The sequence below is a fragment of the Flavivirga jejuensis genome (assembly GCF_030540765.1).
Classification (GTDB): domain Bacteria; phylum Bacteroidota; class Bacteroidia; order Flavobacteriales; family Flavobacteriaceae; genus Flavivirga; species Flavivirga jejuensis.
In genome coordinates this window covers 230,865-247,784 of the sequence record NZ_JAUOEL010000009.1, presented here as the reverse complement: position 1 = coordinate 247,784, position 16,920 = coordinate 230,865, and the positions used below count along the sequence as shown (strand labels likewise).

The following is a 16,920-nucleotide window of genomic DNA, read 5'->3' as shown; positions in this document are numbered from 1 at the left end:
ACTAGACAAGAGTATTCCTCAACGACCAGTGTTCCCCAGCTACAGACACTAAATGTTACGAATCTATCAAAAGAAGTCATAAACGAGAGATTAACAAACTGGCAAAGTCATTTTGATATTCATAAAGGCCCTTTATGGAGTGTTGCCTACCTTGAAGGCTATGCAGATAAAACAGCTCGCTTATATTTTGCATTACATCACTTAATTGTAGATGCTGTTTCGTGGAGAATATTAATCGAAGACTTCCAGTCTTTGTATAACAACGAAACTTTAGGAGATAAATCGAGTAGTTACCGTCAATGGGTAGATGAAATCTCAAAATACGAAGAGATCCATCCTAAAGAAAAAGCATATTGGGATCCTGTTTTAAAAACAATGCCTACATACGATGTTCTTGAAAAACAAGCGGCATTTAGTAACATTGAAATTAGCCAAAAGCTTACGGGTGATTTATTGCAACAAGCCAATAAAGCGTACCATACCGAGGTGAATGATTTACTCTTAACAGCATTAGGTTTAACACTTCAAAGTTGGAACAAAAAAACAAGGAACGTAATTACCTTAGAAGGACACGGTCGGGAACAACTAAATGAAACGATCGATCATAGTAAAACCGTAGGTTGGTTTACTACTATGTATCCAGTTGAACTTTCAGTGGAGGACAATCTAGACTTAAGTATCAAAGGAATCAAGGAAAATTTACGTGCAATTCCAAACAAAGGCATAGGCTTTGGAGCGATCTACCCTAATGAACTAATTAATTTACCAGCGATTAGTTTCAATTACCTGGGACAATTTGATAGCCAAGATGACTACTGGCAAGTTGTGGACGAAAACTCAGGAGTAACAACGCATGATACAAATATTGATACGACAATTATCAATATCAATGGGATGGTGACCCATGGTCAACTCAATTTTAACATTGCTACAAAATTAGGTAAAGAGGAAACAGACACCTTTGCTAAAAACTTTCAGAGGCATTTAGAAGCAGTGATTCTTCACTGTAATACGCAACTAGAAGGTAGGCAAACAAAGCACACCCCAAGTGATTTTGAAACGGTTACTATGTCACAATCCTTATTGGATAAAATCCAGCAAGAAAGACAAGTGGAATCAATCTATTTAGCCAATAGTCTACAACAAGGTTTTATCTATCACGCACTAAGTCAAGCGGAGGATGATGCTTATCGAGTACAATTATTATTTGATTACAATCAAGCGTTAAACATTGATAATTACATGCAATCTTGGGAGTTGGCGATTGAGAAGTATCCCATTCTTCGAACAGGTTTTAACTGGGAAGAGGAGTTGATTCAAATTGTTTATTCGACGGCGAAGTTAAACTGCAAAACAATTGATATTAGTGATTTATCAGAAACAGAGCGCAAAGAACATCTCATTAATTTACAACAAGAAGATAGATCTATTGCATTTGATTTAACACAACCTTGTCTCTTGCGATTATACATCATTAAACAAGCATCAAACCATTATACAATCCTGAAATCTGCACACCATAGTATTTCGGACGGTTGGAGTGGTCCGTTATTACTGAATAATATCCATAATAATTATATAGAACTACAACAAAACAGAGCTGTAAAAGTTGTTGTTGATACCGCTTATTTAGAGGCGCAGTACTTTTTCGCTAAACACAGCGATACAGTAGAGGCGTATTGGCAAACGAAAAAGGCAACGATAGAACAAACCAATGATTTAAATCCACTATTGTCTTATAAACAAGCATTGGATACTGTCAAAACTTTGGAGCAGCCTTGTGATACAAGTATTGAAATAACAGGCGAGCAGTATTTAGAATTAAAGAACCTGACCAAAAGAGAAGGCTTGCCCTTGAATACGCTGATACAATTTGCCTGGCATAAACTCATTCAGATATACACCCAAGATACCCAAACGATTGTAGGAACAACCGTTTCAGGTCGTGCTATTCCAGTGTCAGGGATCGAAGCTAGTGTTGGATTATTTATCAACACCTTGCCTTTGATTATCGATTGGGATAACAACCATACCGTATTAGAACAAATCCAATATATCCACCAGCAAATCACAGATCTTAATAGCCATAGTTTCGCAAATTTGGCGAGCTTGCAAGAAGAAGGGAAGCGTCTGTTTCATAGCCTTCTCGTTTTTGAGAATTATCCAATACCAGCCAAATCAGAAAATCCAGGAGAGGATGATTTAAGCCCTGAGTACTGGTATTCAGTAGAGAAATTAGATTATCCATTGGGGCTCACAGCCCACGAAGATGGCAGAGGATTAGTGATCAATTTACAATCAGATAAAACACTCTTAAGTGAAGACAAGGCAAGATACCATCTAGAAAAAATCAAATTGATTTTAAATGAATTAATTGTGAATTTAGATAAGAAACATCATAGTTTATCTACCCTCACACCATTAGAATACAATCAAATTGTACTCAACTGGAATCATACAGATGCCGCTTATCCAAAGGATAAATCCATTCATGAGTTGTTTGAAGAGCAGGTAGCACAAAATCCAGAAAAGATCGCTGTCGTTTTTGACGATCAGCAACTTAGTTATGCTGAATTGAATGCCAAAGCAAACCAATTAGCACGATATATACAAACGCAAACAGCTGTAAAAACAGACTCCTTAATAGGTTTGTGCCTGGACAGAAACTTAGAGGTAATCATCGGTATTTTGGCTGTTCTAAAAGCAGGAGGCGCTTATGTTCCTATCGATCCTGAATATCCAGCAGAAAGAATTCAATATATTTTGGAAGATGCTAAAATAAACCTTGTATTAACACAATCCCATAGTGTTGAGAGCCTTGAGAAGATAACAACCGCGAACTTAGTAGCGATAGATTCAGAGTGTTATAAAAACAAGGAAACAAATAATCTCTCTGTTCAAAATCAAGTAACCGATTTAGCATATGTCATTTATACATCGGGTACAACAGGAAAACCAAAAGGCGTGATGATCGACCATCTATCGGTCGTTAATTTTGCAGTAGAGAATAGTTACCTGGATTATCAAAAAGTAACAGCAGTTGCTGGATTATCCAGTTTTGTTTTCGACGGAAGTATTTTTGATTTATTTGTTCCTATCCTCTCTGGAAATAAATATGTCATGTTTTCAAAAACCGATGTCACGAATTTGGATTCACTAGCCGATAAGTTTATAGATCATGGGATAGACACGGTCTTTTTTACCACTGCCTTGCTAAATTCTGTTGTAGAGCATAAGATGGAAATCTTATCAACCTTAACACAAGTGCTATTTGGAGGAGAAAACTCAAATGACAAGCATATAAATCGTATTAAAAAGGATTATCCCGACTTGTCTTTAATCCATGTCTATGGTCCCACTGAGACGGTTGTATATGCTACTTACTGCATGCTAAATGAATTAGCATATAGTGATGTGTCTCCAATAGGTAAAGGACTTAATAACAAAAAACATTATGTGCTAGATCCGTATTTAAATGTCTGTCCTGTTGGAGTCGTAGGAGAACTTCACATCGGAGGCGCAGGTATATCCAGAGGCTATCTAAACCGTCCAGAACTTACAGCAGAAAAGTTTATTACAAATCCTTTTAGTACGCCACAAGATCTGGCAAACGGGTATACCAGATTATACAAAACTGGAGATCTTGTTCGTTGGCTTCCAGATGGTCACTTAGAATTTATAGGAAGAAATGATTTTCAGGTAAAGATAAGAGGACATCGCATCGAACTTGGAGAAGTTGAAAATGCCTTGATGGAAATATCAGGCGTAAAACAAGGCTGTATTCTTGCAAAACAGGGAAGTGGCAGCAAATATCTGGTCGCTTATTTTACTTCCGAGTTAACCATCACAGAAGAAGTTATTATAAAAACATTGTCCGCACAGCTACCCGAATATATGGTGCCTAGTGCTTTTGTAGCACTAGAAAGCTTCCCATTGAACATTAATGGGAAAATAGACCGCAAAGCATTGCCAGACCCTGAGTTTACCGATGAGGCGAGTTATATTGCACCAACATCAGATTTAGAGATCAAATTATGTGATATTTGGCAAGCCGTCTTAAACCTTGAAAAAATAGGTGTATCGGATGATTTCTTTAGAATAGGAGGAGACTCTATTTTGAGTATTCAGTTAAGTTCAAGATTAAGAAAACATGGTTTAAACTGTAGCGTTAGTGCTATTTTTGATCATAGAACGATTCAGCAATTAGCACAGTTTATAGCCTCCGATGTGGATACGGTTCAGATTCTTGCAGAACAAGGAAACCTAGAAGGAACATTCGACTTACTACCCATTCAACAATGGTTCTTTGATAAAGTAGAGGCTAAACAACTTCCAGAATATAACCATTGGAATCAAAGCTTTCTAGTCAAAGTTCCCGAACTAGAGGTAGAAAAACTTCAAGAGATTATTGAAGCTTTGGCAGCGCAGCATGATATTTTACGGACTAACTTTAGTGTTACTAAACAACGGTATTCCTCTACGACCAGTGTGCCACAGCTACACAGACTAAATGTTACGAATCTATCAAAAGAAGTAATAAACGAGACATTAACAAACTGGCAAAGTCATTTTGATATTCAGAAAGGTCCTTTATGGTGTGTTGCGTATCTTGAAGGTTATGCAGATAAAACAGCTCGTTTGTATTTTGCATTACATCACCTAATTGTAGATGCTGTTTCGTGGAGAATACTAATCGAAGACTTCCAATCTTTGTATAACAATGAAACTTTAGGAAATAAATCGAGTAGTTACCGTCAATGGGTAGACGAAATCTCAAAATACGAAGAGACCCATCCCAAAGAAAAAGCATATTGGGATTCTGTTTTAAAAACAATGCCTACATACGATGTTCTTGAAAAGCAAGCGGCATTTAGTAACATTGAAATTAGCCAAAAACTTACAGGTGATTTATTGCAACAAGCCAATAAAGCATACCATACCGAGGTAAATGATTTACTCTTAACAGCATTAGGTTTAACACTCCAAAGTTGGAACAAAAAAACAAGGAACGTGATTACCTTAGAAGGACACGGTCGCGAACAGCTAAATGAAACAATCGATCATAGTAAAACAGTAGGTTGGTTTACTACTATGTATCCAGTTCAACTTTCAGTGCAGGATAATTTGGGATCAAGTATTAAGGAAATCAAGGAAAGTTTACGAGCTATTCCAAACAAAGGCATAGGTTTTGGAGCCATCTATCCTAATGAACTAATTAATTTACCAGCAATTAGCTTTAATTACCTAGGACAATTTGATAGCCAAGATGACTACTGGCAAGTTGTGGACGAAAACTCAGGTATACAGATGCATTCAAGTAATGCTAATACCTCTCTGATCAATATCAATGGGATGGTAACAGAGGGGAGACTCAGCTTTAATATTGTAACAAAATTAGGTAAAGACGAAACCGGTGCATTTGCTAAAAACTTTCAGAAGCATTTAGAAGCAGTGATTCTTCACTGTAATACGCAACTAGAAGGTAAGCAAACAAAGCATACCCCAAGTGATTTTGAAACGGTTACTATTTCAGAATCCTTATTGGATAAGATCCAGCAAGAAAGACAAGTGGAATCAATCTATTTAGCCAATAGTTTACAACAAGGCTTTATCTATCACGCACTAAGTCAAACGGATGATGATGCTTATCGAGTACAATTATTATTTGATTACAATCAAGCGTTAAACATTGATCATTACATACAATCTTGGGAGCTGGCGATTGAAAAATATCCCATCCTTCGAACAGGTTTTAACTGGGAAGAGGAGTTGATTCAAATTGTTTATTCGACCGCAAAGTTAAACTGCAAAACAATTGATGTAAGTGATTTATCACAAGCAGAGCGCGAAGAACGTATTATTAATTTACAACAAGAAGATAGAGCTATTGCATTTGATTTAACACAACCTTGTCTCCTGCGATTATACATCATTAAACAAGCATCAAACCATTATACGGTACTAAAATCAGTACATCACAGTATCTCAGATGGTTGGAGTGAGCCTGTATTATTAAGTACTGTTCATGAAAACTATTTTGAATTACAACAAAACAGACCTGTAAAAGTCACTGTAGATACTGCTTATTTAGAGGTGCAGAAATATATAGCAAAGCAACAACACACTATAGAAGCATACTGGCAAGCCAAAAAGGCGACCATGATACAAATCAACGATTTAAATCCATTGTTATCCAATAATAAAGCGTTAGATGCTGTTAAATTTTTGGTAAAACCATATGAGACAATAATAGAAATCACAGGGGATCAGTATTTGGCGTTAAAAGCCTTGACCAAATCAAAAGGCTTGCCTTTAAATACGTTGATACAATTTGCCTGGCATAAGTTAATTCAGGTATACACTCAAGATACGCAAACCATTGTTGGAACAACCGTTTCAGGTCGCGCCATACCAGTATCAGGAATCGAAGAAAGTGTTGGTTTATTCATCAATACCTTGCCTTTGATTATCGATTGGGATAACGACCATACCGTATTGGAACAAATCCAATATATTCATCAACAAATTACAGACCTTAATAGCCATAGTTTTGCGAATTTGGCGAGCTTACAAGAAGAAGGGAAGCGTCTGTTTCATAGTCTCCTTGTCTTTGAAAATTATCCTGAACCCTCCTCTGTTTTAAGTGAAGACAGACTTACTGAAGTGTTTAAGTATGCAGTACAGAAAATGGATTACCCTATGGGCATAGTTGCATATGAACGGGAAGGTGCGTTAATTATAAAATTAAAATCAGATGAAACGCTTTTAAACAAGGAAAAAGCGAAAAATAATTTAGGAAAGCTCAAATTGATTTTAGATAAATTAATTGTTAATCTAAATGAAAAACACCATGTGCTAACTACGCTTACTCCTGTAGAATATGAGAAAATTATACGCGACTGGAATAAAACAGACACCTCTTATTCTAATGATAAAACAATCAGTCAATTGTTTGAAGAGCAAGTTTTAAAAACGCCCGATAATATTGCGTTAGATTATGAAGGAAAACAATTAAGCTACAACGAACTCAATGAAAAAAGTAATCAGTTAGCCCAATTTTTAAGAAAACAATATAAAGAAAAGACAAACCAAGAATTAGTGGCAGATACACTTGTTGCTTTATACTTGGATAGCAGTATTGAGATGGTGATTGGAATGATTGCTGTATTGAAAGCAGGCGGTGCTTATGTGCCGATGAGTCTTAGTTTTCCGCAGGAAAGAATAAACTATATTTTAAATGATACCGAAGCTAAACTGGTACTAACGCAGCGTCATTTAATTTCTATTGTTGAACACGGGAATAATACAGGATTAACGGATAAATCTCAAATTTACCTACCGAAAGAAAAGGTGTTATGTATTGATTTAACAGAAGATGTATACGTATCTGAAACAAAAAATAATCTTCCGAAATTCAGTGGTTCAACAGATCTCGCCTATGTCATTTATACTTCAGGAACAACAGGGAAACCTAAAGGCGTAATGATTACACACCGATCTGTAAGTAACTATAACCAATGGATAGGTGGTCATGAATGTTATGCAAATTCCCGAATTATTGATTGTTCATCAAGCTTTTCCTTTGATGCTACGCTGAATGTTTTGATAACTCCTTTATGTTTTGGACAACAGGTTGTTTTGTGCAATGAATCCATAAAAAAAGATATTAATTTATATTTGGATCACCTTCATTTCCAAAAAGTGGAATTGATCAAAATAACACCAAGTTATCTTTCTATGTTGCTTAATCATTCTCAAGGGAATGACAAATTGGAATACTTAAAATGTCTCATTTTAGGTGGTGAAAAAGCGAATAAATCCGAGCTAGAAACTTTCATTAAGCTAAACCCTAAGATTGATATATTGCATCATTATGGTCCAACAGAGACAACGGTAGGTATTACTAGTTTTGTGGATTTTTCGAATAAAAATTTGCTGGATAATGTGAATTCTTTGCCCATTGGTAAAGTTGCAATTAACAATCGTGCCTATGTTTTAAATACAGATCTTGATGTTGTTCCAGTTGGTGTGATTGGTGAATTGCATATCGCTGGTGCGGCACTTTCCCGAGGTTATCTAAACCGCCCCGAACTCAGTGCAGAAAAATTCATCACCAACCCTTTTGCAACAGAAGACGACTTAGTTAAGGGCTATAATAAATTATACAAAACAGGTGATTTGGTAAGATGGCTCCCAGATGGCAACATAGAATACATAGGAAGAAATGATTTTCAGGTTAAAATTAGAGGTTTTAGAATCGAGCTGGGAGAAATTGAAAATACCTTAGTTGCTATTGATGGAATAACACAAGCTTGTGTACTAGCCAAAGAAATAAATAAAAGTAAATACCTGGTCGCTTATTTCACTTCTGAGTTAACCATCACAGAAGAAGCTATTATAAAAACACTGTCCGCACAATTACCCGAATACATGGTGCCTGGTGCTTTTGTATCACTTGAAAGTTTCCCTTTAACAATTAATGGAAAATTAGATCGTAAGGCATTGCCAGACCCAGAGTTTACCGATGAGGCGAGTTATGTGGCACCAACATCAGATTTAGAGATCAAATTATGTGGTATTTGGCAAGCCGTCTTAAATCTTGAAAAAATAGGTATATCGGATGATTTCTTTAGAATAGGAGGGGACTCTATTTTGAGCATTCAGTTAAGTTCAAGACTGAGAAAACATGGTTTAAACTGTAGTGTTAGTGCTATTTTTGATCATAGAACGATTCAGCAATTAGCTCAGTTTATAGCCTCCGAAGTGGATACGGTTCAGGTTCTTGCGGAACAAGGTCACTTAGAAGGAGCATTCGATTTACTTCCTATTCAAAAATGTTTCTTTTCTAAAGTAGAAAATAAAGAGATCATTGAATATAACCATTGGAACCACAGTTTTTTAGTCAAAGTACCCGAATTAGAGGTAGAAAAACTTCAAGGGATCATTGAAGCTTTGGCAGCACAGCATGATATGTTACGTGCTAATTTTAGCACTAATAGACAAGAGTATTCCTCTACGATCAGTGTGCCACAGCTACACAGACTAAATGTTACGAATCTATCAAAAGAAGCCATAAACGAGACATTAACAAACTGGCAAAGTCATTTTGATATTCAGAAAGGGCCTTTATGGTGTGTTGCGTATCTTGAAGGTTATGCAGACCAAACAGCTCGCTTATATTTTGCATTACATCACTTAATTGTAGATGCTGTTTCGTGGAGAATATTAATCGAAGACTTCCAATCTTTGTATAACAACGAAACTTTAGGAGATAAATCGAGTAGTTACCGTCAATGGGTAGATGAAATTTCAAAATACGAAGAGACCCATCCCAAAGAAAAAGCATATTGGGATTCTGTTTTAAAAACAATGCCTACATACGATGTTCTTGAAAATCAGGAGGCATTCAGTAACATTGAAATCAGCAAAAAGCTTACGGGTGATTTATTGCAGCAAGCCAATAAAGCATACCATACCGAGGTAAATGATTTACTCTTAACAGCATTAGGTTTAACACTCCAAAGTTGGAACAAAAAATCAACGAACGTAATTACCTTAGAAGGACACGGTCGCGAACAGCTAAATGAAACAATCGATCATAGTAAAACCGTAGGTTGGTTTACTACTATGTATCCTGTTGAACTTTCAGTGGAGGACAATCTAGAATCAAGTATTAAGGGAATCAAGGAAAGTTTACGTGCTATTCCAAACAAAGGCATAGGTTTTGGAGCGATCTACCCTAATGAACTAATTAATTTACCAGCAATTAGCTTCAATTACCTGGGACAATTTGATAGCCAAGATGACTACTGGCAAGTTGTGGACGAAAACTCAGGAGTAACAACGCATGATGCAAATATTGATACGACAATTATCAATATCAATGGGATGGTGACCCATGGTCAACTCAATTTTAACATTGCTACGAAATTAGGAGACCAAGAAACCGATGTCTTTGCTAAAAACTTTCAAAGGCATTTAGAAGCAGTGATTCTTCACTGCAATGGGCAACTAGAAGGTAAGCAAACAAAGCACACTCCAAGTGATTTTGAAACGGTTACTATGTCACAATCTTTATTGGATAAAATTCAGAAAAATAGACAAGTGGAATCAATCTATTTGGCCAATAGTTTACAACAAGGGTTTATCTATCATGCACTAAGTCAAGCGGAAGATGATGCTTATCGAGTCCAATTATTATTTGATTATAAGCAAACGTTAAATGTTGATAATTATATCCAATCTTGGGAGTTGGCGATTGAAAAATATCCCATTCTTCGAACAGGTTTTAACTGGGAAGAGGAGTTGATTCAAATTGTTTATTCGACGGCGAAGTTAAACTGCAAAACAATTGATATTAGTGATTTATCACAAACAGAGCGCAAAGAACGTATTATTAATCTACAACAAGAAGATAGAGCTATTGCATTTGATTTAACAGAACCTTGCCTCTTGCGATTATACATCATTAAACAAGCATCAAACCATTATACAATCCTGAAATCTGCACATCATAGTATTTCGGACGGTTGGAGTGGTCCGTTATTACTGAATAATATCCATAATAATTATATAGAACTACAACAAAACAGAGCTGTAAAAGTTGTTGTTGATACCGCCTATTTAGAGGCGCAGCACTTTTTCGCTAAACACAGCGATACAGTAGAGGCGTATTGGCAAACGAAAAAGGCAACGATAGAACAAACCAATGATTTAAATTCACTATTGTCTTATAAACAAGCATTGGATACTGTCAAAACTTTGGAGCAGCCTTGTGATACAAGTATTGAAATAACAGGGGATCAATATGTAGCCTTAAAGAACCTGACCAAAAGAGAAGGCTTGCCCTTGAATACGCTAATACAATTTGCCTGGCATAAACTCATTCAGATATACACCCAAGATACCCAAACCATTGTAGGAACAACCATTTCAGGTCGCGCCATTCCAGTGTCAGGAATCGAAAATAGTGTTGGATTATTTATCAACACCTTGCCTTTGATTATCGACTGGGATAACGACCATACGGTATTAGAACAAATCCAGTATATCCACCAGCAAATCACAGACCTTAATAGCCATAGTTTTGCAAATTTGGCGAGCTTGCAAGAAGAAGGGAAGCGTCTGTTTCATAGTCTTCTCGTTTTTGAGAACTATCCAATACCTGCCAAATCAGAAAATCCAGGTGCGGATGATTTAAGTCCAGAGTACTGGTATTCAGTAGAGAAATTAGATTATCCATTGGGGCTCACAGCCCACGAAGATGGCACAGGATTAGTGATCAACTTACAATCAGATAAAACACTCTTAAGTGAAGACAAGGCAAGATACCATCTAGAAAAAATCAAATTGATTTTAGATGAATTAATTGTGAATTTAGATAAAAAACATCATAGTTTATCTACCCTCACACCATTAGAATACAATCAAATTGTACTCAACTGGAATCATACAGATGCCGCTTATCCAAAGGATAAATCTATTCATGAGTTGTTTGAAGAGCAGGTAGCCCAAACCCCAGAAAAGATAGCCGTCGTTTTTGAGGAAATGGAACTTAGTTATACTGAATTGAATGCCAAAGCAAACCAATTAGCACGATATATACAAACGCAAACAGCAGTAAAAACAGACACCCTAATTGGTTTATGTTTGGACAGAAACTTAGAGGTAATCATCGGTATTTTGGCTGTTCTAAAAGCAGGAGGCGCTTATGTTCCTATCGATCCTGAATATCCAGCAGAAAGAATTCAATATATTTTGGAAGATGCCAAAATAAACCTTGTATTAACACAATCACATAGTGTTGCGAGTCTTGAGGAGATAACAAAGGTGAACTTAGTAGCGATAGATTCAGAATGTTATAAAAACAAGGAAACAAATAACCTCCCTGTTCAAAACCAAGTAACCGATTTAGCCTATGTCATTTATACATCGGGTACAACAGGAAAACCAAAAGGTGTGATGATCGACCATCTATCGGTCGTTAATTTTGCAGTAGAGAATAGTTACCTGGATCATCAAAAAGTAACAGCAGTTGCTGGATTATCCAGCTTTGTTTTTGACGGAAGTATTTTTGATTTATTTGTACCTATCCTCTCTGGAAATAAATATGTCATGTTTTCAAAAACCGATGTCACGAATTTGGATTCACTAGCCGATAAGTTTATAGCTCATGGGATAGACACGGTCTTTTTTACCACTGCCTTGCTAAATTCTGTCGTAGAGCATAAGATGGAAATCTTATCTACTTTAACACAAGTGCTATTTGGAGGAGAAAACTCAAATGACAAGCATATAAATCGTATTAAAAAGGATTATCCCGACTTGTCTTTAATTCATGTCTATGGTCCCACCGAGACGGTTGTATATGCTACTTACTGCATGCTAAATGAATTAGCATATAGTAATGTGTCTCCTATTGGTAAAGGACTTAATAACAAAAAACATTATGTGCTGGATAGGTATTTAAATGTCTGTCCTGTTGGAGTCGTAGGAGAACTTCACATTGGAGGAGCAGGTGTATCCAGAGGCTATCTAAACCGTCCAGAACTTACAGCAGAAAAATTCATCACCAACCCTTTTGCAACAGACGACGACTTAGTTAAAGGCTATAATAAATTATACAAAACAGGTGATTTGGTAAGATGGCTTCCAGATGGTCACTTAGAATTTATAGGAAGAAATGATTTTCAGGTAAAGATAAGAGGACATCGCATCGAACTTGGAGAAGTTGAAAATGCCTTAATGGAAATATCAGGCGTAAAACAAGGCTGTATCCTTGCAAAACAGCGAAGTGGCAGCAAATACCTGGTCGCTTATTTCACTTCAGATCAAACTATCACAGCAGAAGTTATTATAAAAACACTGTCCGCACAATTACCCGAATACATGGTGCCTGGTGCTTTTGTAGTACTTGAAAGCTTTCCGCTGAACATTAATGGAAAAATAGACCGCAAGGTATTGCCTGATCCTGATTTTACCTATGAGACCAATTATGTTGCACCAACATCAGATTTAGAGATCAAGTTATGTGGTATTTGGCAAGCCGTCTTAAACCTTGAAAAAATAGGTGTATCGGATGATTTCTTTAGAATAGGAGGAGACTCTATTTTGAGTATTCAGTTAAGTTCAAGATTAAGAAAGCATGGCTTGAACTGTAGTGTTAGTGCTATTTTTGATCATAGAACAGTTCAGCAATTAGCCCAGTTTATAGCCTCCGAAGTGGATACGGTTCAGATTCTTGCAGAACAAGGACATTTAGAAGGAGCGTTTGATTTACTACCCATCCAACAATGGTTCTTTGATAAAGTAGAAAATAAACAACTTCCTGAATATAACCATTGGAATCAAAGCTTTTTAGTCAAAGTACCCGAACTAGAGGTAGAAAAACTTCAAAAGATTATTGAAGCTTTGGCAGCGCAGCATGATATTTTACGGACTAATTTTAGTGTTACTAAACAACAGTATTCCTCTACGACCAGTGTGCCACAGCTACACAGACTAAATGTTACGGATCTATCAAAAGAAGTAATAAAGGAGACATTAACAAACTGGCAAAGTCATTTTGATATTCAGAAAGGGTCTTTATGGAGTGTTGCCTATCTTGAAGGCTATGCAAATAAAACAGCTCGTTTGTATTTTGCATTACATCACTTAATTGTAGATGCAGTTTCGTGGAGAATATTAATCGAAGACTTCCAATCTTTGTATAACAACGAACCTTTAGGAGATAAATCGAGTAGTTACCGTCAGTGGGTAGATGAAATCTCAAAATACGAAGAAAAGTACCCCAAAGAAAAAGCATATTGGGATTCTGTTTTAAAAACAATGCCAACATACGATGTTCTTGAAAAGCAAGCGGCATTTAGTAACATTGAAATTAGCCAAAAACTTACAGGTGATTTATTGCAACAAGCCAATAAAGCATACCATACCGAGGTAAATGATTTACTCTTAACAGCATTAGGTTTAACGCTCCAAAGTTGGAACAAAAAAACAAGGAACGTGATTACCTTAGAAGGACACGGTCGAGAACAGCTAAATGAAACAATCGATCATAGTAAAACCGTAGGTTGGTTTACTACTATGTATCCAGTTGAACTTTTAGTGGAAGATAATCTAGAATCAAGTATTAAGAGAATCAAGGAAAGTTTACGTGCTATTCCAAACAAAGGCATAGGTTTTGGAGCCATCTATCCTAATGAACTAATTAATTTACCAGCAATTAGCTTTAATTACCTGGGACAATTTGATAGCCAAGATGACTACTGGCAAGTTGTGGATGAAAACTCAGGTATACAGATGCATTCAAGTAATGCTAATACCTCTCTGATCAATATCAATGGAATGGTAACAGAGGGAAGACTCAGCTTTAATATTGTAACAAAGTTAGGTAAAGACGAAACCGATGCCTTTGCTAAAAACTTTCATAGGCATTTAGAGGCAGTGATTCTTCATTGCAATACGCAACTAGAAGGTAAGCAAACAAAGCACACCCCAAGTGATTTTGAAACGGTTACTCTGTCACAATCCTTATTGGATAAAATTCAGCAAGAAAGACAAGTGGAATCAATCTATTTAGCCAATAGTCTACAACAAGGTTTTATCTATCATGCACTAAGTCAAACGGATGATGATGCTTATCGAGTACAATTATTATTTGATTATAACCAAGTATTAAACATTGATAATTATATACAATCTTGGGAGTTGGCAATTGAAAAATATCCCATTCTTCGAACAGGTTTTAACTGGGAAGAGGAGTTGATTCAAATTGTTTATTCGACCGCAAAGTTAAACTGCAAAACAATTGATATTAGTGATTTATCACAAGCAGAGCGCGAAGAACGTATTATTAATTTACAACAAGAGGATAGAGCTATTGCATTTGATTTAACACAACCTTGTCTCTTGCGATTATACATCATTAAACAAGCATCAAACCATTATACGGTACTAAAATCAGTACATCACAGTATCTCAGATGGTTGGAGTGAGCCTGTATTATTAAGTACTGTTCACGAAAACTATTTTGAATTACAACAAAACAGAGCTGTAAAAATCACTGTAGATACTGCTTATTTAGAGGTACAGAAATATATTGCAAAGCAACAACAAGTGGTAGAAGCATACTGGCAAGCCAAAAAGGCGACTATAATACAAACCAACGATTTAAATCCATTGTTATCCAAGAAACAGGACTTGAACCAGATTAAGCTACTTACAAGGAGGAATGATACAACAATTGAAATTGAGGGAATCTTATACAGTAAACTCAAAATGTTGATAAAAACAGAAGGTTTACCTTTAAATGCACTTGTTCAATTTGCCTGGCATAAGTTAATTCAGATATACACTCAAGATACGCAAACCATTGTTGGAACAACTGTTTCAGGTCGCGCCATACCAGTATCAGGAATCGAAGATAGCGTTGGTTTATTCATCAATACTTTACCATTAATTATTGATTGGGACAATGACCATACGGTATTAGAACAAATCCAATATATTCACGAACAAACAACGAATCTTAATAGCTATAGTTTTGTGAATTTGGCGAGCTTGCAAAAAGAAGGTAAGCGATTATTTCATAGTTTATACAAATTTCAAAATTATCCAGAACTGCAGACATCATCTGAATCGGATGAAGATAAACTGACGACAGAGTTTAGAGATGCAGTAGATGAAACAGACTACCCAATAGGAGTCATTGCTTATGAACAGGGCGGGAAACTAGTTCTTCGAATAAAGTCTGATGAAACAATTTTAAATGTTTTAGATGTAGGCAACCACTTAGAAAAACTTAAGCTAATCCTAAATGAACTAGTTGTTTCTTTAAATAAGAAGCACAAAGAAATTCCTTTTTTAGAACAAGACGAGTTTCGACAAATCAGTTTAAATCAAAAAAGACATATTGAAACGATTAAAACGGCATCTTATTTAGCGCCAACAAGTCATTTAGAAATTAAAATATGTAGTATTTGGGAGGATGTATTGCATATTGAAAAGGTAGGAATGATTGATGATTTCTTTAAGATAGGAGGTAATTCTATATTGGGGATTAAGTTAGTGAATCGATTAAATAAAGTGCTAATTGATGAAGGCATTAAAATAGATATTTTTGATTTATTCAAGCAAAAGTGTATTCAATCGCTTTTAGCGTCATTTCCCAATAAAAATAGCTCTAGTAGTCTAGTTAAAAGCTTAAGTTTTCAAGAGAGTAATGAGAACGAGTTATTTTTTATTCCTCCAGGCGGTGCAGGTTGTGAAGTTTATCTGGATATGGCGAATCATTTAAAAAACAATTATAACTCATTTGGAATCGATAATTTCAATTTTTTTAATAATCAAAATATTTCAACCCTAAGTATTCTTGCAAAAAAATATGCGGATGAACTACCATCGATTAAACCTACCGATACATTGAATTTATGTGGTTGGTCTTTAGGTGGACAGTTAGCATTAGAGATTGGATATATCCTTGAACAACAAGGTTATTTAAATATTAATATTTATTTATTGGATACAAATGTTATTGATGAAAAATTAGCAGGACAAATTGCTGCCCAGGATGAAATAAAGGCTAGAAAAAAACTAGAGAACCTTGATGAAGATTCTGTAAACAAAATTATTAGCATATCAAAAACTGAAAAAAGCATCGCTATGCAACCTATATCGGGAGTATTGAAACACAGTAAAGTGATATTGTTCAAAGCAATACTAGCAGATAGGCTTGAAACAGATTCATTTGTTAAAGACAACAATATAGGGCAGTTTGTTGAGAATTTAGAGGTAATTAACCTCAATTGTTACCATGAAAATATATTGGAATATATGATTGCCCATGATAAATATTTAAATTTATTAATAAGGTCTCAACAATCATTAATTGATCCAGCAATCATGCCTGCCTTTGATTGA

At 35.8% G+C, this 16,920-nt stretch carries 1 protein-coding gene (cut by a window edge); it reads left to right on the top strand.

Annotated features, from left to right (window positions below):
* Positions 1-16,920, top strand: partial view of a non-ribosomal peptide synthase/polyketide synthase gene (locus tag Q4Q40_RS22020; protein WP_303304218.1) — the 3' portion only. 3,540 nt of this gene lie to the left of the window's left edge; 16,920 of the gene's 20,460 nt are visible here — the last part of the coding sequence; the start codon falls outside the window, past its left edge; it ends in the stop codon at positions 16,918-16,920.